The organism is Paenibacillus sp. FSL R5-0713 (assembly GCF_037973325.1).
Classification (GTDB): domain Bacteria; phylum Bacillota; class Bacilli; order Paenibacillales; family Paenibacillaceae; genus Paenibacillus.
Genome location: NZ_CP150229.1, coordinates 1938614 through 1962416 on the forward strand (window position 1 = coordinate 1938614; position 23803 = coordinate 1962416).

Annotated in this window: 18 protein-coding genes and 1 tRNA gene; 17 read left to right on the forward strand and 2 right to left on the reverse strand. The window is 46.3% G+C overall.

The genetic code is table 11. The features are described from left to right. The first annotated feature begins 203 nt into the window (after positions 1-203). Positions 204-593, forward strand: coding sequence for a hypothetical protein (locus tag MKZ12_RS08895; protein WP_339260004.1), 390 nt, complete (start codon positions 204-206; stop codon positions 591-593). Between the two features lie 6 nt (positions 594-599). Here the strand turns inward: MKZ12_RS08895 and MKZ12_RS08900 are convergent, their stop codons facing one another. Further along, a complete protein-coding gene (locus MKZ12_RS08900; protein ID WP_339240811.1) occupies positions 600-1046 on the reverse strand; it encodes a GNAT family N-acetyltransferase in 447 nt (148 codons plus the stop codon). 600 nt (positions 1047-1646) lie between these two features. On the opposite strand from MKZ12_RS08900, the gene ilvB reads away from it, so the two are divergent. The 4 genes from ilvB (at position 1647) to MKZ12_RS08920 (ending at position 6812) form a co-directional block, all read left to right on the forward strand. Further along, entirely contained in the window at positions 1647-3398 is a 1752-nt protein-coding gene (ilvB, locus tag MKZ12_RS08905) for a biosynthetic-type acetolactate synthase large subunit (RefSeq protein ID WP_339240813.1), read from the forward strand. Continuing rightward, positions 3395-3877 carry an acetolactate synthase small subunit gene (ilvN, locus tag MKZ12_RS08910; protein WP_339240815.1) on the forward strand — a complete coding sequence of 161 codons (483 nt, stop codon included), beginning with the start codon at positions 3395-3397 and terminating at the stop codon, positions 3875-3877. Before ilvB ends, ilvN begins: the two co-directional genes overlap by 4 nt. Positions 3878-4138: 261 nt before the next feature. Further along, positions 4139-5131 (forward strand): ketol-acid reductoisomerase, encoded by a 993-nt coding sequence (gene ilvC / locus MKZ12_RS08915; protein WP_192134654.1) that lies wholly within the window; start codon positions 4139-4141, stop codon positions 5129-5131. A 139-nt stretch (positions 5132-5270) separates the two neighbouring features. Next, positions 5271-6812 (forward strand): 2-isopropylmalate synthase, encoded by a 1542-nt coding sequence (locus tag MKZ12_RS08920; RefSeq protein WP_339260005.1) that lies wholly within the window; start codon positions 5271-5273, stop codon positions 6810-6812. A gap of 225 nt (positions 6813-7037) precedes the next feature. Here MKZ12_RS08920 and MKZ12_RS08925 read toward each other — a convergent pair whose 3' ends face one another. Further along, a complete protein-coding gene (locus MKZ12_RS08925) occupies positions 7038-8018 on the reverse strand; it encodes an aldo/keto reductase (RefSeq protein WP_339260006.1) in 981 nt (326 codons plus the stop codon). Positions 8019-8252: 234 nt separating this feature from the next. Here MKZ12_RS08925 and leuB point away from each other — a divergent pair, with 234 nt between their 5' ends. From leuB to pheS, 12 genes are all read left to right on the forward strand, one after another. After that, on the forward strand, positions 8253-9338 hold the full coding sequence (leuB, locus tag MKZ12_RS08930; protein WP_339240821.1) for a 3-isopropylmalate dehydrogenase: 1086 nt from the start codon (positions 8253-8255) through the stop codon (positions 9336-9338). Between the two features lie 278 nt (positions 9339-9616). Further along, positions 9617-10156 carry a peroxiredoxin gene (locus MKZ12_RS08935; protein ID WP_091032840.1) on the forward strand — a complete coding sequence of 180 codons (540 nt, stop codon included), beginning with the start codon at positions 9617-9619 and terminating at the stop codon, positions 10154-10156. Positions 10157-10513: 357 nt separating this feature from the next. After that, complete coding sequence (locus MKZ12_RS08940; protein ID WP_017689649.1) at positions 10514-10930, forward strand: hypothetical protein; 417 nt, start codon at positions 10514-10516, stop codon at positions 10928-10930. A gap of 449 nt (positions 10931-11379) precedes the next feature. After that, entirely contained in the window at positions 11380-12486 is a 1107-nt protein-coding gene (locus MKZ12_RS08945; RefSeq protein WP_150364819.1) for a PAS domain-containing sensor histidine kinase, read from the forward strand. Positions 12487-12607: 121 nt separating this feature from the next. Further along, positions 12608-13573 (forward strand): MoxR family ATPase, encoded by a 966-nt coding sequence (locus MKZ12_RS08950; protein WP_339260008.1) that lies wholly within the window; start codon positions 12608-12610, stop codon positions 13571-13573. A 4-nt stretch (positions 13574-13577) separates the two neighbouring features. Then, complete coding sequence (locus MKZ12_RS08955; RefSeq protein WP_339260010.1) at positions 13578-14693, forward strand: DUF58 domain-containing protein; 1116 nt, start codon at positions 13578-13580, stop codon at positions 14691-14693. Then, positions 14690-16003: a hypothetical protein gene (locus MKZ12_RS08960; protein ID WP_339260011.1), complete on the forward strand. Its 1314-nt coding sequence runs from the start codon at positions 14690-14692 to the stop codon at positions 16001-16003. Before MKZ12_RS08955 ends, MKZ12_RS08960 begins: the two co-directional genes overlap by 4 nt. Before the next feature lie 83 nt (positions 16004-16086). Then, positions 16087-17043, forward strand: a complete 957-nt coding sequence (locus MKZ12_RS08965) for an aldolase catalytic domain-containing protein (RefSeq protein WP_339198382.1) — start codon at positions 16087-16089, stop codon at positions 17041-17043. A 290-nt stretch (positions 17044-17333) separates the two neighbouring features. Further along, positions 17334-19460 (forward strand): EAL domain-containing protein, encoded by a 2127-nt coding sequence (locus MKZ12_RS08970; RefSeq protein WP_339260013.1) that lies wholly within the window; start codon positions 17334-17336, stop codon positions 19458-19460. 161 nt (positions 19461-19621) lie between these two features. Beyond that, a tRNA-Gly gene (locus MKZ12_RS08975) sits at positions 19622-19692 on the forward strand. 516 nt (positions 19693-20208) lie between these two features. Further along, entirely contained in the window at positions 20209-22101 is a 1893-nt protein-coding gene (abc-f, locus tag MKZ12_RS08980) for an ABC-F type ribosomal protection protein (protein WP_339260015.1), read from the forward strand. Between the two features lie 597 nt (positions 22102-22698). Next, entirely contained in the window at positions 22699-23733 is a 1035-nt protein-coding gene (gene pheS, locus MKZ12_RS08985; RefSeq protein WP_339260016.1) for a phenylalanine--tRNA ligase subunit alpha, read from the forward strand. Positions 23734-23803 lie beyond the last annotated feature (70 nt).

The window sequence follows — 23803 nt, forward strand, 5'->3', positions numbered from 1 at the left end:
ATTGATTTACTTTCCAAAAGCTTGATGGAAAGGTCCGCCATGTGCGGGCCTTTTTTGTTTTTATGAGCTTCGGCAGGCCGCTTTTTCACGTTCACTTTGGTTCTCGTGCAGATACCCATATTTTCAGGTAGGGACAAAGAAACAGGCGAATTCAGTGATGGACGAATACACTGTTTTGAACGATCCGAGGAGGAGGGGAAAGTATGAAACAACAAGTTACGCGTGATGAAGCGATGAAATTAATAGGCAAAAATATTGTTGCAATCAAAAAAGACGGCACTCGGGTTACGGGAAAGCTGTTGAAAGTATCCGGCAACAAACTGGTACTGAAGCGTCTGAATGGCAAAAAAGTACGCACAAAAGCGATTTTGCCATTGGTACTGTTTGATCTGCTCGCTATTGCCACACTGCCTTATGCTTATGGACCTGGTCCCGGCTTTGGTCCCGGATATGGACCTGGCCCGAAACCGGGTCAGGGATATGGTCCAGGCTACGGGCCGGGTTATGGACCAGGAGGACCTGGTGGCGGTTTTGGCCCAGGGCCTGGGTTCGGTCCTTATGGACCAGGACCACGTCCACCAGGATTTTTCTAGGGGATTCTATAATGTTTTTTCCAATTCGTAGCAGCGGCTCATCATGATGTATCGAATCGCACTGTACCCATTTTTTTGATAAAACTGAAGCCCTTTGGTATTGCCTTCATCCACCATCACTTTCGATCTTCGACATCCCCGGGATGCCGCAAAGCTCTCTGCTTTGAGCAGCAAAGTTTGGCCGTAACGTTTGCGTTGTTCTTTCAGGCTAACAGCCATCATATCGACATAGAGCAGTTCCCCATGCATGAGAAAATGGATGAATGCCACAGCAGCTTTATCTGGCTCCGGCGAGACAACAAAGGTCATGCCCCTGTTCATTCGCAGGGGTATTTCTTTGCGGATTTTGTTAATTTCTTTTTCACTCATGTGAGAGAGAGGCACAAGTTGAGTGTCAATCAGCTTCATGATGGCGCCATCATCCAGCTTGGATGTGCGTTGCCGAATCACCATACGGAGCCTCCTTTCAGGACCAGTCGCGCTGCTCGTATATCCTATGCCCGAAGCAAGATAAAAGGTGACTGAATGAAGCGCTGGGATTAGGGCAACCTTAAAGGTTGAAGAGGGAGGGAGAAAGGTTCTCTGAATTTTTATGCAAAACAGGTATTGACTTATCGGTTGGAGGAATCATATAATGTTCCTAACATTTAACGAGAATATTTCATCGGCTATGAAGAGGACGAAGTTTTAAGGGCTCTTTTGCTCAGAGAGTGGCTGGAATTGCTGAAACCACCACCATTATCCCTTATATACGAGCTCACCTCGGAGCTGTTTTCCTGAAAAGCACTGGATGTCACTCCTTTCGCGTATTAGGGAAAATCGTATGTCTGCGTTACAGACAACAGGTATGGGAAACGACTATGTTCGTTTGAGCTATTCGTTTTGTTGTACCTGGTAAGGTCCGTTATTGCGAAATTTCGGGCAAAGTTGGGTGGTACCACGGAAGCGATAACCTTTCGTCCCTCGCAAGCATGAACTTGTTTGCAGGGATGGAAGGTTTTTTTTGTAACTTTAAATGTCAGAATGGTGTAAATTTCGAGAGGAGGATGACTGATGGGAGCTCAAATTCCAGAAGTACGGTCAACAGATGAATTACGTGAAAAATGGATGAAGCCGGAGGTCATTAGCGGATCCGAAATTCTGCTGAGAAGCTTGTTACTTGAAGGTGTTGAGTGCGTATTTGGTTACCCGGGCGGCGCAGTGTTGTACATTTACGATGCGATGTATGGTTTCGAGGATTTCAAACACGTTCTCACTCGTCACGAACAAGGAGCAATACATGCAGCTGACGGATATGCACGTGCAAGCGGCAAAGTTGGTGTCTGCATTGCTACTTCCGGACCAGGAGCAACGAATCTGGTTACGGGTATTGCAACAGCGTATATGGATTCAGTACCACTCGTAGTCATTACGGGGAATGTTATTTCGAGCCTGATCGGGTCAGATGCTTTCCAGGAAGCGGACATTACCGGGATTACAATGCCAATCACCAAACACAGTTACCTGGTGAAAGATGTAAAAGATCTGTCCAGTGTAATTCATGAGGCATTCCATATTGCCAATACCGGTCGTAAAGGTCCTGTCCTGATCGACATCCCGAAAGATGTATCAGCGAACAAAACATTGTTTGAACCGACAACTGAACCTGTTATATTGAGAGGGTACAATCCACGGACAGTACCAAACAAACTGCAGGTTGACCGTTTGGCCCAAGCCATTCAGGAAGCAGAACGTCCAATGATTCTGGCTGGTGGCGGTGTGGTGTACTCGGGTGGACATGAAGAACTGTTCGAGTTTGTTGAGAAGACAGGCATTCCAATTACAACCACTCTCCTTGGTCTGGGTGCATTCCCAAGCGGTCATGAATTATGGACGGGTATGCCAGGTATGCACGGAACGTACACTTCCAATCAGGCTATTCAAAAAGCGGATCTGCTGATTAATATTGGTGCTCGATTCGATGACCGGGTAACAGGCAAGCTGGATGGATTCGCTCCACATGCCAAGATCGTTCATATCGATATCGATCCGGCGGAGATTGGTAAAAACATTGCAACTGATATCCCAATCGTGGGTGATGTGAAGACTGTGCTGGAAATAGCTAACAAAGAAGTTGGACGTGCCGAGCGTGCAGATGCATGGAGAGACCAGATCAAACAGTGGAAGCAAGAGAAACCTTACAGCTATACGGATTCAGACGAAGTGCTGAAACCCCAGTGGGTTGTTGAAATGCTGAATGATACAACCAAAGGTGAAGCGATTGTAACTACGGATGTGGGACAACATCAGATGTGGGCAGCACAATATTACAAATTTAATCAACCGCGTTCATGGGTAACTTCAGGTGGTCTCGGAACGATGGGCTTTGGATTCCCTTCTGCCATTGGTGCTCAGATGGCCAATCCGGACAGACTCGTAATCTCGATTAACGGTGATGGCGGAATGCAGATGTGTTCCCAAGAACTCGCGATCTGTGCCATTAACAATATACCGGTTAAAATTGTAATCATTAACAATCAGGTGCTCGGAATGGTCCGCCAATGGCAGGAGATCATCTATGAGAACCGCTACAGCCATATTGATCTGGCAGGAAGTCCGGATTTTGTAAAACTGGCTGAAGCATATGGCGTAAAAGGATTGCGTGCAACGAATAAAGAAGAAGCGGCACGTGCTTGGCAGGAAGCTCTGGATACACCAGGCCCAGTCGTTGTAGAATTCGTGGTACGCAAGGATGAAAATGTGTATCCGATGGTTCCGCAGGGAGCAACAATTGATCAAATGCTGATGGGGGATGCTGAGGAATGATTAGACATACGATTTCAATATTGGTTAACGATCAGCCAGGCGTCCTTCAGCGGGTATCGGGGTTGTTCGGTCGACGCGGATTTAACATTGAGAGTATTACAGTGGGTCAATCAGAAGAACCCGGACTCTCCCGGATGGTTATTGTCACCATTGGTGACGATAAAACGCTGGAGCAGATTGAGAAACAATTGTACAAAATCATCGATGTGATCAAAGTGGTTGATTTCAGCCTGAAACCGATGGTAGCCCGTGAACTTGCCCTGATCAAAGTTAAAGCAGAGCCTTCCGAGCGTCCTGAGATTCTGGGTGTGGTAGAAACATTCCGCGCATCCGTTGTAGATGTTGGTCCAGGCAGCCTGATTGTTCAGGTGGTCGGAGATACGGACAAAATTGATGCGATGATTGAATTGCTCAAGCCATACGGCATTCGCGAATTGTCCCGTACAGGCATAACTGCATTGGTACGCGGCAACGCATAAGGCTATAATGAATGAAAAGGGACGACGGTGAGCTAACATATATAGTTGATCTTATGTGAAAGTGTCAGTCCCTTACTAGTTGCAATATAACATTTTAGTGATGTAACGCTTGAAAAGATAGATACATTCCCGCATTAATGGGCGGGTGTCTGAACGGATCGATCAGACCTGAGACGCTTTGGACACTTCAAGCGAGTCGGTCCCTTGAGACACCCGCTCATTAATGAAGGGTTCTTTACAATAAAAGGAGGACTTATAAACATGCCAGTAACTACTTATTATGAACAGGATGCAGAGCTTAACGTATTGAAAGGAAAAACGATTGCGGTAATCGGTTATGGTAGCCAGGGCCACGCCCAAGCCCAAAACCTTCGTGATAGCGGATTGAACGTGGTCATCGGACTTCGTGAAGGTAAATCCTTTGACTCCGCAAAAAATGACGGATTTGAAGTTCTGTCCCCGGCTGAAGCAACAAGCCGTGCAGATGTAGTTCAAATCTTGCTTCCTGACGAAACTCAAGCTTCTGTATACAAAAACGAAATCGAACCAAACCTCAAAGAAGGCGCTGCACTGCTCTTCTCCCACGGTTTCAACGTTCATTTTGGTCAAATCGTTGCTCCAAAAAACAGCGATGTATTGCTGGTAGCTCCTAAGTCCCCTGGTCACATGGTACGTCGTACTTACGTGGAAGGTTTTGGTGTACCGGGCTTGATCGCGATCGAGCAAGATGCAACGGGTAAAGCTAAAGAAATCGGTTTGGCTTATGCTAAAGGTATCGGTTGTACACGCGCAGGGGTTATTGAAACTTCCTTCCGTGAAGAAACAGAAACTGATTTGTTCGGTGAGCAAGCTGTTCTGTGTGGTGGTGTAAGTGCATTGGTAAAAGCGGGATTCGAAACTTTGACAGAAGCGGGTTACGCTCCTGAAATGGCATACTTCGAATGTCTGCACGAACTGAAGCTGATCGTTGACATGATGTATGAAGGCGGACTTGCAAGTATGCGTGATTCCATCAGTAACACAGCTGAGTACGGTGACTATGTAACTGGACCTCGCGTTGTAACGGAAGATACGAAGAAAGCAATGAAAGAAGTGCTGACGGATATCCAACAAGGTAAATTCGCACGTGACTTCATTCTGGAGAACCAATCCGGTCGTGCATTCTTGACAGCAACTCGTCGTAACGAAGCTGAACACCCAATCGAAGTGGTTGGCGGACAATTGCGTGAGATGATGCACTGGATCAAGAAGTAAGCATTAACTTTTAGAACATGCACTTTAAGGTATTCAAGTAAACTTAGAGCTTTAACTGGGAATAGCGGCCGTGCTTATGCGTGAGCCGCTATTGCTGGTTCAGAGAAACATTATAATACAAGTACAGGAGGTGCGAAGCGTGCGTAAAATCTATGTATTTGACACAACGCTGCGTGATGGAGAGCAATCCCCGGGAGTCAATCTGAACACTCGTGAAAAGGTGGAAATTGCCCATCAGCTCGAGCGGCTTGGCATTGACCGGATGGAAGCTGGTTTCCCGGCGGCATCTCCAGGCGACCTGGCAGCTGTCAATGCAGTAGCAAAAGCAGTTAAAAATGTTACCGTAATTGGCTTGTCCCGTTCCAGAGAGCAAGACATTGATGCGGTTAAGGAAGCACTTAAAGGTGCACAGGACCCATGTATTCACGTTTTTCTGGCAACTTCACCTATTCACCGCCAACATAAATTGCGTATGGACAGAGGGCAGGTACTGGATACAGCTCGTTCCGCGATTCGTTATGCGAAGAAAACATTTTCGAAGATCGAGTTCTCACTTGAGGATGCAGGTCGTACTGAATATGATTTCCTCGTGGAAATGGTGAATATGGCTGTTGAAGAAGGCGCAGCCGTAGTGAATATTCCGGACACGGTGGGTTACCTCAGTCCATATGAATACGGAAACATTTTCAAACATCTCAAGGAGAATGTGCACGGGATTGAAAAGGTACAGCTGAGTGCCCACTGTCATAATGACCTGGGTATGGCGACGGCCAATACACTAGCAGCCATCCTCAACGGGGCCGATCAGATCGAAGGTACGATCAATGGCATTGGTGAACGTGCAGGTAACACGGCGATCGAGGAAATTGCTATGGCGCTGGAGACACGTCAGGAATTTTTCCAGGCGAAAACCTCGTTGCAGTTATCTGAAATTGCACGGACCAGTCGTTTGGTTAGCCGTTTGACAGGTATGGTTGTGCCAGGAAACAAAGCCATTGTTGGGGCGAATGCCTTTGCACATGAATCCGGCATTCACCAGGACGGCATGCTGAAGGAAAAAACAACGTACGAAATTATGACGCCAGAGTCCATCGGTTTGAAGGAAAGCAAGCTTGTACTGGGTAAACATTCCGGTCGTCATGCCTTCCGTGAGCGGTTGATCGATCTTGGCTATGAGTTGGAAGAAGAAGCATTGAATCGGGCATTTGCCCAGTTCAAAGAGCTGGCTGATAAGAAAAAAGAAGTTACTGACGAAGATCTGCTTGCCGTAATTGAAGAGAAATTGCAGGATGCACCCGAGGTGTATAAACTGGAATCGATCTTTGTTACGTACGGAGATGAATCGGTACCAACAGCCAAAGTCCGCATTGCAACGCTTGACGGGGATACGGTTGAGAAGCAGGCGGAGGGTAATGGATCGGTAGATGCGATCTACAATGCGATTGATCAAGTAAGTGGGGAAGACGTAACGTTGTCTGACTATTCGATCAAATCGGTAACACATGGCAAGGATGCATTGGGTGAAGTACATGTTGTGCTGACTCAAAATCAGGTTTCCGTACAAGGACGAGGTGTAAGCACAGATATATTGGGTGCAAGTGCACGTGCCTATGTAGACGGTCTGAATCAATTAATTGAGAAACGCAAGACATACACAAATCGTGTAAATGTGAACCTGTAGGCTCCGTTCCGGTGCAGCAATGTACGCTGACAGGAAGATGTATCTCATTTCGAATGGATATAGAAGATCGTTCGGCCTGCTATGTTCCGTTCAGTGAGGTACGTAAAGAGTCTGACTCTCCTATGGAGGGTCAGACTCTTTTGCTTTTAATATATATAATTAGGGCAGGTCCACACGGTGTAGTTTCTACGGTGACCTCGTGCATTACCATACGCTATCAAGTTATTACCACGCGTATGCATTAGGTGCATGTCCACCTGGACCTGGGAAAATCTCATCCAGACGTTTGAGCACGGCTTCATCCAAAGTCACATCCAGACATTTGAGTGCGGTCTCAAACTGCTCGAGTGTACGCGGTCCAATAATTGGAGCGGTTACTGCGGGATTGGCTGCAACCCATGCCAAAGCCACCGTATCCTGTGGTTCACCGAGATCACGACAGAGCGCTGCGAAGTCTTCAAGCTGAGTCTGTTGCTGCTCAATTCGTCCCGCGATGCCGCCACTGCGTGTCCCTTCCAGCTTCTGCAGAGCATTACGTCCCAGTAACCCACCATCAAGCGGACTCCATGGAATGACGCCGAGGCCCAGTTCTTTGGCAGCAGGCAGTACTTCCAACTCAGGAAAACGACAGTTGAGGCTGTATTTATGCTGTTCGGAAACAAGGCCAAGGAAATGGCGGTTGTTGGCTTCGCTTTGAGCGATTGCAATCTGCCATGCAGCAAAGTTGCTTGACCCTACATAACCGATTTTACCTTGATGAACGGCATTCTCAAATGCACCCCACAGTTCATTCCATGATACAGCTGGGTCAACATGGTGCATCTGATACAGTTCGATATGATCGGTCTGCAAGCGGCGGAGGGAACCCTCCAGATGCCGTCTGATTTTATAGGCAGAGAGGCCAGCTTCGTTGTTGGGGCCATCTGTATCATCATGCATGGAGCCATAGACTTTGGTGGCCAAAACTACTTTTTCACGTCTGCCACCGCCCTGATTGAACCAGCGTCCGATAATTTCTTCGGTAAGCCCAGAATTTTCACCCCACCCGTAGATGTTAGCGGTATCAAAAAAGTTTACCCCTGCATCGAGTGCTGCGTCCATAATGCGGAAAGCTTCTTTTTCATCTGTAGCAGGCCCGAAATTCATGGTACCGAGACAGATTCGACTGACCTTGAGGCCTGATTTACCCAAATACGAATATTGCATGTTGCTTATCCCTCCTGCGTACCTGATTTGAATTCAGCTATATTTTACCCTACCGGGAGGGTCAGGAACAACTTGTGAAAGTTAATCTCTATCGGCTTATAGGTAAAATCTATTAAAGTCATAGATTGTATATCTTGGTCAAATGACCTTGGAATATGATACAAAAGAGAGAGTTAATATGAGACGTTACTTTATGAATAATTAATGAATGAAATATAAGGAGTGGACAACCCAATGGCAGACGTGAAAAAAATTGCAGTTATTGCAGGTGACGGAATCGGCCCTGAAGTCGTAGCTGAGGCTGAGAAAGTTCTTAAACGTACGGAGGAAGTATTCGGTTATCGTTTTGAGACAGAGCATGCCCTGTTTGGTGGAATCGCGATTGATGAGAAGGGTACACCTCTTCCAGAAGAAACACTGAGCGTGTGTAAAAGTGCAGATGCAGTCCTGCTTGGAGCGGTTGGCGGTCCAAAATGGGATAACAACAGCAAGGAGCTTCGCCCGGAAACAGGCCTGCTAGGTATTCGCAAAGCACTCGGATTGTTCTCCAACCTGCGTCCGGCTGTCGTATTTGATTGCTTGAAGGATGCCTCAACGTTGAAGCCGGAAGTACTTGAAGGTACAGATCTGATGGTGGTACGTGAATTGACAGGTGGTATCTACTTCGGTGAGAAGTTCAGACGTGAAAGTGCACAGGGTGAAGAGGCCGTAGATACTTGTGCATATAATGTAACAGAAGTGGAGCGGATCGTTCGTCAGGCATTCGAAATTGCGCAAGGACGTCGCAAAAAGCTGGCTTCTGTAGACAAAGCCAACGTATTGGAAACTTCCCGTCTCTGGCGTGAAGTTGTGAATCGGGTAGCACCGGATTATCCGGATGTTGAACTGGAGCATGTGTTGGTAGACAACTGTGCGATGCAATTGCTTCGTCGCCCAGCCAGCTTCGATGTTATTGTAACGGAAAACATGTTCGGAGATATCTTGAGTGATGAAGCAGCGATGCTGACGGGTTCCATCGGTATGCTTGCATCTGCATCACTGGGAGAAGGCAGCTTCGGACTCTATGAGCCGGTACACGGTTCTGCACCGGATATCGCAGGTCAAGGCCTCGCTAATCCGATTGCAACCATTCTCTCTTTGGCGTTGATGTTCCGCACAACCTTTGGTTATGCAGAAGGTGCGGATGCCATTGAAGCAGCTGTGTCGAATGTATTGAACGCAGGACACCGCACGAGTGATATTGCTGTAGACAAGAGCACAGCGATCAGCACGACCGAAATGGGCGATTTGATTGTAGCGGCTATTCAGAAACAGGCGTAATTATATTATCAAGAACATGGCAGCCCTTTGTTTCCAGTTATGGAATGTACAGAGGGCTGTTCCTTTATGATTTTTGGCACGAAAAATCCTTATTTATAATTATTATAAAAAAATAATGGTTATAATCTTGACTTTGGGAAGTCCGGATGATAACATTTTACTTGTACTTGTTATCAAGTATCAAATCATTTTAATTACAGGAAAGGCGTTCGCGTTTTTCTTGATGATGAGCAATCCATATGGATGCTTACATAATCCCAAAGGAGGAATTTTTAGTTATGGCAGAACGTTTGGTTGGTAGACCAGCACCGGATTTCGCAATGGAAACAGTATCGGGAGATGGACAAGATTTTGGTTCCGTTAAACTGTCCGATTATCGTGGCAAATGGCTTGTATTCTTCTTTTATCCTTTGGACTTCACATTTGTGTGCCCAACTGAAATTACAGCTTTGAGCGTTGCTTCCGAGCAATTCAAAGCTTTGGATACTGAAATCCTTGGCGTGAGCGTAGACTCCGTACACAGCCACAAAGCATGGATCAACACACCTGTAGATAGCAATGGTCTGGGTCAGTTGAACTTCCCGCTGGCTTCCGACATCACGAAGCAAGTGGCTAAAGATTACGGCGTTCTGATCGAAGAAGAAGGCGTAGCATTGCGCGGCCTGTTCATCATCGATCCAGAAGGCGAATTGAAATATCAAGTGGTTAACCACAACGATGTAGGCCGTAGTGTTGAAGAAACACTTCGCGTACTGCAAGCACTGCAATCCGGCGGATTGTGTGCAATGAACTGGAAACCAGGCGACAACAACCTGTAAGGCCAGGTTAACTTGAACGGTTTTTGTTCAAGCCCTCATCCCGTTAGGGATTGAGGGCTTTTTGCACCCTTTTGCCAGAAGTTATCACGAAGTTAATCAAAAGTGTTTGAACAAGCAGCTAAGCGTGTTAATAATATATTAGAAGAAAGTCTTCTTTTTATTTGTTGAAAGAGGAATTGATGGCCTTTAAGGCGAATAGGGTATGGAAACCCGGTAAATATTCCGGTGCTCTGCATTTATAATCTGTACATGAATGTGATACACTGATGGAACTATTCCTTTTCGGAAGTGCTGGAAGTGTACGGGATGCATTTTAACAAAAAAAGTCCCGGCACGTAATAAGGAGGGTGAACAAAAATGAGTTACTGTTGTGGGGCAAGTATGGTTGGAACGAAGGGCACGCTGAAGCATTACCGCACCCAGGTTCATAATGTTCCCCTGCTGTTTTGCCCGGTGTGTCATCGGGTTGAGGTGCATTATAAAGTGGAAAACGAATATGAAATTCTCGCCGAATATGCGCATGGAGACGGTGCATCCGAGATCGACTTTCAAGATTATGTTACAGAAGATGAGGATGCCATTTTCGAAAACTGTGTAAACCGTGAGAGCGAGGATGCCATGGTCATTGTGCAGCGCCAGATTGATATGGCTCTGGATTTGCTCAGGCTCGCCAAAGAAACCAAAGACGAGAAGTGGGAAAGTGAACTTAAACGTCGATTAGCTGTGATGAGTCAGCGCAGACTGAAAATTCAGCATAATAAGACCGGACTATAGATGAATTTGGATATATCACAAATTAAAGATATTAAAAACGAAGCTGATTTGCCTAAGGGGTGAAACGGCTTCGTTTTTGTGCTGTTGTTCTGGAACTAATTCGAGGTTTTTTTTAAAATAATTTCCATTCGACACTTTCTCCGATTGACTCTCTTCTATAAACTTGTCTATGATAAAAGCAGACTTGCAAAAGAGGCGGAGCAAAAAAATGTTCGTGTTTGGGAATAGGAGAAGGTCGGAATGGAACAAACGTATATGATTTTCCGGATCGAGTGTTGGTTACCGGGAATAGACCAGCTTGAGTTCCGGACATGCCATCCATATTTTCGGCTCAGCCCCCCAACGAAAGGGCACCGGTAATGAAAAATAAAATCGGCCCTTCCTGTTTCTGTGATGATATGATGTCCGAATGGCAAGTTTATCATTTACGTGAAAAGGAGGAACCTGACATGATTAGTGAATTTCAGGATACAGTGCCTCAACCAACGGATGGATTCCCGCCTGTGCATCTGGATAACAACAAGTACGAGAATGTACTGGAACATCTGGATAGCGGTATTATGTTGTTTGACAGTCACGGTGTATTGACGTTTATTAACGTTCAGATGGCAAAGTTGTTGGAACTTCCGAGAAGTCTGTTGAGCGGCTGCACCCTGATGCAAATGCTGCATCATCCGCAGATGAGCCGATTCAAGAAAAAGAAAATTTTACGTATTTATCGGGAAACCATTTTTCATCGTAAGCGCTATCATGAGTTGATCGATGAATACGGCAGGCATTGGCTGGTTACTGTAACGTACGGTGATCAGATGGATGGCGACTTTTTGTTCAGCGTCAAAGATGTATCTGATTATAAACAAATCGAACAGACCGCTTATCAAAATGACAAACTTGCGATGCTGGGGCGGATTTCAGCATCTATTGCTCATGAAATTCGTAATCCGTTGACTGCAATCCGTGGGTTCATCCAACTGCTCAGGCCCCATTTGCTGCAGCTCGGCAAAGACGAGTACGCGCGAATCATACTGACGGAGATTGATCGGGCGAACGACATCATCTACGAATTTTTGAATTCTTCCAAGCCATCGGCTCCACAGAAGACCGTGATGTCTGTCGACTCTTTACTCAAAGAGGTGGTCCTGCTGACAGAAAGCGAAGGTTTGATGAAGGGATGCGAGATCGTTCTGGATGAAGGGGATGCCCCGCTGAATGTGTCCATTGATGTCAAACAGATTAAGCAGGTTATTTTGAATATGGTGAAAAATGCAATGGATGCGATCGAGGAAGTCGGTGAAGAACATACCGGTCTAATTCGAATATCTACTGCCACGGAAAACAAGTTCGTGCAGATCTCCATCGCGGATAATGGTCATGGGATGGACCATAATACGCTTGTACGTCTGTTTGATCCATTCTTCACGACCAAGGAGAGCGGAACGGGACTTGGACTGTCAGTAAGTTACCGAATCATCAAGAACCATGGAGGTACCATCTCTGTGGATAGCAAAAAAGGCGAGGGTACGCGGTTTATGATTATGTTGCCTTTGGTATTTTGAGAAGTGCGGGGAGTCAAGGAGTCGGCCATCTGCCGACTCCTTTGTTTTATGTTGCCAATTAGGGTTATAGTTAGTAATGAATGCGAATACATAAGCTCCATAACGGAAGGATGAGATGCAGATGGAAATCCAAGGAATGGAACGAATGAATCAACAATTGATGGATCACGTGGGAAAAGTAATTGTGGGAAAAGAGCATACCATAGAGCTGGTGATGACCGCGATTATAGCGTCAGGACATTTACTGCTGGAGGATGTACCGGGTACCGGGAAAACGATGCTCGCCAAATCGGTGGCCTCTTCATTGGACTGCACCTTCCAACGGATACAGTTTACACCAGACTTGCTGCCCTCTGACTTAACAGGAATTCACTTTTTTAATCAAAAAGAAGGTGATTTTGAATTCAGACCGGGGCCCTTGTTTGCCAATCTTGTACTAGCCGATGAAATTAACCGGGCTACACCGCGTACGCAATCAAGCTTGCTGGAGTGCATGGAAGAGCGCCAGATCAGTATCGACGGCTCAACGAGACAGCTGGAACGGCCATTTATCGTTATCGCCACCCAGAACCCCGTAGATAATCAGGGAACTTTTCCGCTACCTGAGGCTCAGATGGATCGTTTTATGATGAAAATTCGCATGGGTTATCCAAGCAGTGAAGAGAGTGTAGAAATCTTGAGACGTACGGTAGCCAGACGCTCTGTTGATGATCTCACAGCAGTGATCAGTCGTGAAGAACTTTTGAAGGCGCAGGATACGTATAAAACCGTGCAAATCAACGAAGATTTGCTACGATATATCATTCAGTTAACGGAAGCGACAAGGCAACATCCTGAGCTCTCACTTGGCGTAAGTCCACGCGGGGCTCAGGCATTACTTAAGGCAAGTCAGGCATGGGCTGCACTGCATGGCAGAGACTTTGTTTTGCCTGATGATATTAAGGTTCTGGCGGTACCTGTGCTGGCCCACCGACTTGTATTTCGTAACCGGATCAGACAACAAGAAGGCTTGGCGGAGCGTATCATCCAGGAACTTCTGAATCAGACAGAAGTGCCTACGGAGAATCTCGCTACAAGCGGGCGTTAATCTTATGGCATTATTATGGCTTGTCCTTGTTGGAGGCATTGTCGTTGTTATACATGGTGTGTGGTTCGGACGACCTGCACTGCGAAAGCTCAAGTACAGTAGACAATTCAGCAAGCTGCGTTGTTACGCTGGAGATGAACTTGAGATGGTGGAGACGATATCGAATGAGAAGCGAGTCTCCGTACCGTGGCTCAGACTTGAATCGATGATGCCCGTGTCGTTTGTATTTCGTTCCGGCTCAGGTATGGATATTAGCCAAGGCGAAATCTATCAGAACCACAAGAGTATTTTTACGTTGAAACCGTTTACTCGTATTACGCGCAAGCATCCTTTTACATGTACTCAGCGTGGGATTTATCCATTAAATACAGCAACGATGACAGGTGGGGATCTCTTTGGCGTGTGGCGTTCCACCAAACCGATTCCTTTGCAAATGTCTATGGTCGTGTATCCTTCATTAGTGAATGCAGAGGATCTTCCTGCAATTTATCAGGTATGGCAGGGAGAAGTGGAAGTATCACGATGGATCGTTGAAGATCCTTTCTTGATTCTGGGTGTTCGGCCTTATGGCGCAGGTGACCCCATGAATCGCATTCACTGGAAAGCGAGTGCACGTACAGGTGAATTACAAGTCTACAAGCAGGGATGGACAGCTGATCCGCAATCCTGGATTATAGTCAATATTCAGGAATCTGCAGATATGTGGAGTGTTGTCACTCGACCCGAAAAGATTGAACGGGCACTCCGTTACGCTGCCACGGCTGCAGTGGATGCTATCGGTAGAGGGCTACCGGCAGGCTTCGCCCATAATGGTTATCATGTGGGTGGCGGCCGCGATACACTTCGGATTGAGCCAGATTATGGCACACCCCATCTGGAAAGATTATTGGAAGCTATGGCGGAGACAGAGCTGAAATGCATGGTACCCATGGAGCAATTCCTGAATGATGAAGTGCGGTTGAATGAAGAAGCACAACAAATCCGTAGCTATCTGCTGATTACATCCTATGTATCTGCCGCTATGGAGCATGAGATTGCACGTCTGCATGAACAAGGGCATCGTGTGACGATTCTCCCGGTAGAAGACGTAAAGGGGAATACGAAGGCGGTGAGTGCATGAGCAGCAGACAGGCAGCGACGACCAAGGGACTCATAGCGATGTTTGCCGTCTTGATGGCTGGTATATACCTATTTCCGATATTTACACTCGCTTCATTCTATGCCATGGAACATTTGCCGTATATATTATTCATCCTGGTTGTTCTCGTGGGTTGGTTGGGACAATTCATTCAGTATAAAATTCCGGGTTTTAGCGAGAAAAGTACATTTATTCGTGGAGTAACGGCACTTTTCGTAGGATTTTTCTTCGGACTCGTTGTAGGAATGAGCCTCATTCTCCCGATGCCGGATATCATCACATTGATACTGTGTGGAGTCATCTCGGCTTATGCAGGTCTGACCTTCCAGCCAGTCTTTCATTCTGTATTGTTATGGCGTTTGCAGATTATGGGTGTAATCAGTGCGATTGTACTTATGATTGCTTCGAATTCATTGGAATTCATGCAGCCGATACGAACCTATACCCTATGGATCTATATTGCGGGAGTGATCAGCTTTGCCTTTTGGCTGGTTGGACGATATATGCTGCAACTGGACCAGGCAATGCTCAATGATGGCAAGAGAAGATTGGTTTTACGAGATTTTGCACGTGCGAATCATCAGCGGTTCATGTGGATGTTTATTGTCATCGTCGCGATCGGTGCTTTCCCAAGTCTCGCATCATGGCTGGGACCGCTACGTGACCGCTTGCTCGCATGGATCAGGGGATGGTTTGGCCCGATATCCGGCGAGGAGCCACGATTGCCAATGGACACTCCTGATCAGCAGCTAAATCTCCCGAATGACTGGAGAGAGCCCCCATCCGAGCCCTCAGTCTTCTGGAACATTCTGGGGTGGGTAGTGATGTGTGCTGTAGCAGGAGCAATCCTGTGGCTGCTTCTGAGGTTGGGACGAAAAACGATAAACAGACTCATGGAACGATTCAAGGGAATGTTACAACCTGGTGAAAAGAAGGCAGAACCACGAACGGAGTATATCGATGTGAGTGAGACACTTGATGCGCCAGCAAAAGTTCGGAAGAATTGGTTTCGGAGAAAAGAAGTGGTACCTGCTCAGGAGACTGAACGTGTTCGGTATTACTATCGGACTTGGATCGATAGAGCTACTCATCGAGGAGTGGGAATACAGGGGACGCATACTCCGCTCGAGGCTGCACAGACCATTATTCAGAATGGTGTGAAGCTAGAGGAAGATGAGCTGTCTGCGAGACTGCCAGATGCGTATAACAGCGTGCGGTATGGAGGAAAGGTTCCAGATGCATCAGATATGGTTGAGATTGATCGAATCTGGAAATCTTATCGAAGTAAATAAGTCCGGAATCCCTTTACTTTTCTTGTCACGTTCAAGTATCATGAGAGGAATACACAAGTTGGTCAGAAAAGGAGCAGACATTAATGAAGACAAATCATTGCAAAATTGTAGATTGTACGATCCGTGATGGCGGATTGGTAAATAATTGGGACTTTAGCGTGGACTTTGTTCAACAGCTGTATGCTGGGTTGAATGAAGCTGGCGTTGATTATATGGAAATTGGATACAAAAACTCTCCGAAGTTACTGAAAGGTGCTGAGGAAGCAGGACCATGGCGTTTCCTGAATGATGATTTCTTGCGTAAAGTGATTCCTCAAAAAGGCAATACCAAACTGTCTGCACTGGTTGACGTTGGACGTGTGGACGAGAATGATATCTTGCCTCGCAGTGAGAGCATGCTGGATCTGATCCGGGTTGCCTGCTACAGCAAAGATGTAGATAAGGCGCTTGCGCTGGTTCAAACATTCCATGATCGTGGATATGAAACTACACTTAATATTATGGCACTCTCTAATGTTATGGAGAATGAGCTGCTCGAAGCATTTGAATTGATCAAAGAAAGTACTGTGGATGTTGTCTACATTGTCGATTCTTACGGTAGTCTGGATCATAATGATGTGAAATATCTGGTAGAGAAGTTCAAGACTCATTTGCCTAACAAACGTCTTGGTGTTCACACACATAATAATATGCAGCTTGCGTTTTCTAACACATTGGTTGCGGCGGAACTTGGCGTTGAGCTGCTTGATGCCTCTGTGTATGGTATGGGACGCGCGGCAGGAAACTGTCCAACCGAATTGCTGGTAGCTCATCTGAAAGGAACTAAATACAATCTGCGTCCAGTACTTGGTGTATTGGAACAGTTGATGGTTCCACTGAGAGAAAAAGAAGAATGGGGTTACATTCTGCCTTACATGATTACAGGGGCGTTGGACGAGCACCCACGTTCAGCGATGGCGATTCGCTCATCGGAAGACAAGGATAAGGTCGTTGATTTCTATGATAAATTAACAACGCCAGAAGTGAATTTTGATAAGTAATATAGTCTGATATACAGTTGCAAATTAGGAAAACATGGACTCTAACTGGAGATCCATGTTTTTTTAGTTCTTAATGCCTTGTTTTTCTCTATATTTATGAATAAATATTCCTAGGAGTGACTATTTTTTAGTTCACGTATGCAGATTTAAATGTTATTATGTACCAGATAGCATGTGTATGCATGTGAATTGAACGTTGGTTAATATGTTTTTTTGTCGAATCATGTAGTAAGCTGTTGAGTTTGGTTAATGTAATTCAGGATAGGTGACCCCGGGAAGGAAAACACGGCATGAAGGTTAATCTGCAAGATCAGAGAAAAATAATTTGGGTCGCTGTTTGCGGCTTATTGTGTTTCCTCGCAAGTCAATGGTTCCGTTCCTCTTCAAGCTCTGATCTGACCCTATCGGGTTACCCGGTTTTGACACTCTTGGGTGGATTCGCTGCGGCAGCGGCCTGTATCGGTATCTACAATCAAAGCTGGTTGTTTCGGACACAGAAGCTAACTCTTCGGAGAACATTATTGACAACACTCTTTTTATTGATTGGTCTGTTTGAACTGGTTCATATCGTTTCATTTGCAGAAGAGATTCCAAATGGAGCCATGATGGAATCAGAGTTCTCCTTAATGATGTCAACCATGGGATCTTTGGTGTGTTCAGTAGGTTTGCTGCTCGTATATACCCTAAATGAGAAAGAAATTGCATTACCACGAAGGTTCTTGCTCTTCAGTGGAACATTGGGTGCCTTTGTTATTTTGTACATATTGGCGATTCAGGAGTGGAGCATGTTGCCAAATATGCTTGATGGGGATGTGCTTGGTGGAATCTTCACCCGGGTTCATTTTATGGTCGGGTTGCTCTATGCCATTATTGCAGTTCTTTTGTTTGTACAATGGAAAAAATCCAAAGATGGTGATGTACCAACCATTCTATGCGGCATCTTATGTTTCTTTTTTGGAGAATGTTATTTTGTTTCAGCAACGGGGGTGAATGATCTCAATCTGCTGCTGGGGTTGCTGAGTAATTGTATGGCATATTTTTTCATTCAAAAAGGACTGTATACGTCCGTAGTGGACACACCTTTCCTGCAACAGCAGGTCGCGGAGGCCAAGATGAACTATATTGCTCATCATGACGATGTAACAGGACTTCCAAATCGTCGTCGGCTTTCACAACGATTGAAAATAATGATGGATGATGCCGTGGTCGAGGAACAGCTTGTTGCTGTACTGGTCCTGAATATTAACCGGTTCAAGACCATTAATGATTCGCTCGGACAGCAAGCAGCTAACCGTGTTTTGCGTCAGGTAGGTCAACGACTGAAACATTCGTCACTTCCAGGAGAAGAAGTCTTTGGGCTGGGAAGAGATGAGTTTGCGTTGACAATGACAGATTTCAGTTCAACCAATACGGCGTTGCGACGGACAAGATCCATTCTTCAACTTTTTGAAAAGCCCGTTTTGGTTGATGGCAATGAGTATCACCTTACCCTTGGAATCGGTATGGCCATTTTCCCGCATGATGGTGAGTCGCCACAGGAGATCATTCAGAATGCGGATACGGCTCTGCACAGTGCCAAGGAACAAGGAATGGAACTGAATCGTTTTGCCCATGCGATGCAGATGAAGGCACAGGAGCGTTTGCAGCTTGAGAATGATCTGCGCAAGGCGTTGGATCGAGGTCAGTTCTACCTGGTCTATCAGCCGCAGGTTAATCTGCAAAGTGGTCTGATCGTGGGTATGGAAGCATTGGTTCGTTGGCAGCATCCGCAGCGAGGCTCGGTATCTCCGGCGGAATTTATTCCTCTGGCAGAAGAAAGTGGGCTCATTGTGCCTCTTGGCGAATGGGTGCTTCGTGAAGCGTGTGCACAGAACAAACAGTGGCAGGAAGCTGGTTATCGTAAGCTGTGTGTTTCGGTGAATCTGTCGATGAGACAATTCAGGCATTCCCATTTGTTGGACAATATCAATGGCATTCTCAAGGAGACAGGACTAGAGCCCGTATGGCTTGAACTGGAGATTACAGAGAGCATGACATTTGATAAAGACCGATCCTTCGAACAGTTGCGCAAAATCAAAGAAATTGGTGTGCATATCAGTATTGATGATTTTGGAACGGGATACAGCTCGTTGCACTATCTGAAGGATCTGCCGATTGATCGGCTCAAGATTGACCGTTCATTCGTTAATGAAGTCATGGAGGACAGCAATAACGCTGCGATTGTATCTACCATCACTTCAATGGCGCATCATTTACAATTGAAAGTGACTGCCGAGGGCGTGGAGAACGAAGACCAGATGATCTTTCTCCGCAATCAGCACTGTCATGAGGCTCAGGGCTATTTCTTTAGCAAACCGATTAAAGCCGCTGAATTTGAAAAGCAGTTTTTGAGAGATGTGGATAAGCCCACAGGATAGGGAACAGCGGGGGCGCAAGAGTGCTCCTGCTTTTTTAATGTTGATACGTAATGAAAAAAATGGAAAACATGACTTGCATGCTATAAAGGATCATGGTATATTATTATTTGTAAAATCACTGTTAACTTCCTAAAGAACTTAACAATTAAATCTTCATTCATGCGGGTGTAGTTCAATGGTAGAACTTTAGCCTTCCAAGCTAATAGCGTGGGTTCGATTCCCATCACCCGCTTAACGAAGCAAAACCGAAGTCCTTGCGATGCAAGGGCTTTTTTTCTGTCATAAAAGAAACTTTTGAATAAAAGCAATCATCAGAAGACTGCATGTCATCAGATTGGTGAGTAGTATGTATTCTTTCAGAATAATTTATAACCTTTGCTTTTTTACAATGATCTGGTACAATAACGGAGAAATTGATACTACACATGAATGAGAGGTAACCATACGTCCCATGAAGTAAAACACATGAATTGACCCCAGTTAACTGCAGACAGTTTTATGACGCAGTCAGCCAGAGCGGCTGAGCAATGAGGGGATTCGTGTGTCCAAATTCAGCTATGGGATCAGGTATGGAACAAGTAGACCTTGGAGGTTTACGTGTACCCTGTGTTTGGGGTTTCTTTGTTCATGCCGTAGCTTACCTTAGATCTGTCTTTGAATGCTTGATCCAACCCTGAATTGCCAAACCGCCGGCTGATGCCAGCGGTTTTTTTGTTTAGCAAAAAGGATGCAGGAAGGATGAGGCCTCATGATGACATTGGTACGCTTACATGAAGTATCAAAAGAATGGAACGGCATTGAATTGTTTACAGGATTGAATTTGGAGATTAATGAGGGCGAGCGACTTGCCATTCTGGGTCGTAACGGATGCGGCAAGACGACGTTGTTACGAATCATTTTGGGAGAAGAGCACGGTGGTGGACGGATTGAACGGCATATTCCGCAGCAGGATTGGGGATTCATGCGCCAGCGCTCGGAGATTGAGACGGGCATGAATGTATTGGATGCGGTCCGGCGTGAGAGCGGTCAGATCTATGAAGTGAAACGGAGTTTGGAAGAACTGGAGCAACGTTTGAGCATTAGCACTGAAGCGGATGATGAGCTGCTTGCAGCCTATACGCAAGTGATGGAGCAATATGAACAGCTTAACGGCTACATGTGGGAGACTGAAGTAGAGAAGGTACTGACACGTCTTGGACTATCCGCAGAGCATTGGAACAGACCCTATCATTCTTTGAGCGGTGGACAAAAAACAAAGGCTCGCCTGGCAGGACTTCTTGTCAGCAAGCCCAAATTCCTGATCCTGGATGAACCGACGAATCATCTGGATGAGGGAAGCATGCGCTGGCTTGAAGAGTGGTTATCCTCATACGAAGGTACGCTGTTATTTGTATCTCACGATCGAACCTTTATTGATGAGGTAGCATCAGGAGTGATTGAATTCAGTGCAGATGCCCTGACCAAATACAAAGGCGGATACTCCGAATACAAGCTCCACAAAGAGCGTGAATTACGGGAACAGGAAACGATCTACCGCAGGCAGGAGCTGGAGCGTAAGGCTTTGGAAGAAACGATTCGAAACTACCAGGAATGGTTCCATAAAGCGCATAATTCAGCGACCGATGTGGAGGTGAAGATCACCCAGAGCTTCTACAAGGCCAAAGCCAACAAAAATATTTCACGTTACCATGCAAAACAAAAACAGCTGGAACGTTTGGAGCGGGAACGGGTCGATAAACCTCGTGAAGCTGCAAAGTTGAACATGGAATTGCAGATGAATCCACTGGCTGCACGACAGCTTGTTGCCCTGGATGAGGTGAGTTTTTCATATACGGGTAACGAGCCAGTGCTTCGTAACCTTCGAATCACCGTTGAACGCGGAGATCGGCTTGCAGTACGAGGTCCTAATGGAACGGGCAAGACGACACTGTTAAAGTTGATGATTGGTGAGCTGGAAGCGTCGCAGGGCAAGGTAACACGGCATCCACAGCTGAAAATCGGATACTTTTCACAGGAGCTGGAAGGGCTTCCCGAGAGTTTAACATTGCTGGATAGTTTGCTTACCCTCCCATCCATGACACAAAGTGCGGCACGTACCATTCTGGGATGTTTCCTGTTTTCAAGGGATGACGTGTTCAAGCGTATTGGGGATTTGAGCATGGGGGAAAAGTGCAGAGTGGCATTTCTGAGACTGTATTTTGGTGGAGCGAATCTGCTGGTGTTGGACGAACCGACGAACTATCTGGACATCGATACCCAGGAAGTCATGGAGAATGTATTAAAACAGGCTTCAGGTGCTTTGGTACTTGTATCTCATGACCGGATGCTGACGAAGACACTTGCGAATCGATTGTGCGATCTGGAAGCTGGGGGCACAGCAACCCTGTTTGAAGGAGGCGTGTCGGATTGTGAGCAGTCCAGCAAACTTCGGGAGCGTGCGCTGGAGACACGGGAATCCGATGACGAGCGGTTGCGATTGGAGATGCGCCTGTCGGAGTTGCTGTCTCCTGTGAGCACTGCTGGAAAAGACAGTCTGACACAGCCCGAGCATTCGAATGAGCGAGCAGTCGAGGCAGCTGAGATTCGCAAAATCCAGCAGCGTCTGAAACAATTGAAAGATAAGGGCGCAAGCATAAATTAGAACATGGACGGCTTGCTATTTCGATCTATTTTGCATATAATTATGAACGATCATCGATGATTACATCGATATAGGGTATGTGTTCAAAAAGAGTGGTTTTCAGTACCGAGAAGATGGGATGAAGATAGAAATGGAGTAGCGGAGCGTAGGAAAACTACGTGAGCAACGGACATTTCGGCTGAATGCTATATTCGATGCTGATGATGCCGCGAGGCATCATTCGTAATCAAAAGCGGACTTTTTGACAACCTCTAAAGCTTTAACTAACAAGCAAACGTGATGATGGAGATAAGTAAGCAGTGCCTCTGGACAGGGAGGAAGCGCCGTAGATTGAGAGCGTTTCTGTAGAACAAGGCTGCCGAAATTCACTCCGAAGCGGTTCCCTGAACCTGTTTGTGTGCAGACACAGAGGCAACAGTAGGGGCAAACGGTTAACGGTCGTTATTCCGTACAAAGTGAGACAAAACCAGTTGCAGGCCAGAAGGTCCGTGCAGCAATGGATGTCTAACAAGGGTGGTACCACGGTCTTTTCGTCCCTTCAGGGGAGAGAAGGCCTTTTTTTGTTGCAAAAACACCACAAAAAGGGGGCAATTACACATGAAAGAACGTTTAGAGGCATTGAAGATCGAAGCACTGGAGCAGTTGTCTGGTGTGAATGATCCACAGACGCTCGGTGATCTGCGTGTGAAGTATTTGGGGAAAAAGGGTGCATTAACTGAAATTTTGCGAGGTATGGGTGCACTTAGTGCGGAGGAACGTCCGGTTATTGGTCAAGTAGCCAACGATGTTCGGGCTGCCATTGAGGAAGTCATCGACAGCAAGCAGGAACATTTCCAGAAGGAAGAGACGGCGAAGCGTCTGCAATCCGAGAAAATTGATGTGACTTTGCCAGGACGTCGTGGACGTCAAGGCGGACTGCATCCACTGACGAAAGTGGTACAGGAGATCGAAGATATTTTCATCGGGATGGGATACCGCGTAGCGGAAGGTCCTGAAGTGGAAATGGATTATTACAACTTTGAAGCATTGAACTTGCCGAAGAATCACCCGGCGCGCGATATGCAGGATTCCTTCTATGTTACCGAAGACTTGTTGATGCGTACCCACACATCTCCGGTTCAAGTACGTACCATGCAGAGCATGAAGGGCGAAGTGCCTGTCAAAGTCATCTGCCCAGGTAAAGTGTACCGCCGTGATGACGATGATGCGACGCACTCTTTCCAATTCAACCAGGTTGAAGGTTTGGTTATCAGCGAAAACATTCGTATGAGCGATCTGAAAGGAACCCTGCTGCAATTCGTGCGCGAAATGTTCGGTTCCCACACGGAGATTCGTCTGCGTCCAAGCTTCTTCCCGTTCACGGAGCCAAGTGCGGAAGTGGATGTAACCTGTGTACAATGTGGCGGCAGCGGCTGTCGGGTATGTAAGCAAACCGGCTGGCTCGAAATTTTGGGCGGCGGTATGGTTCACCCGAAAGTACTGGAAATGGGTGGTTATGATCCGGAGAAATACAGCGGTTTTGCATTCGGAATGGGCGTGGAACGTATCGCCATGCTGAAGTATGGTGTCGATGATATCCGTCACTTCTACAATAGCGATCTGACCTTCTTGAAGCAATTCGGAAGGCTGTAACTTAACAATACAATGGATCAACAAATATAGAGCAAGCGTTATGAACCGGGAATACCAATTTATAGATGAA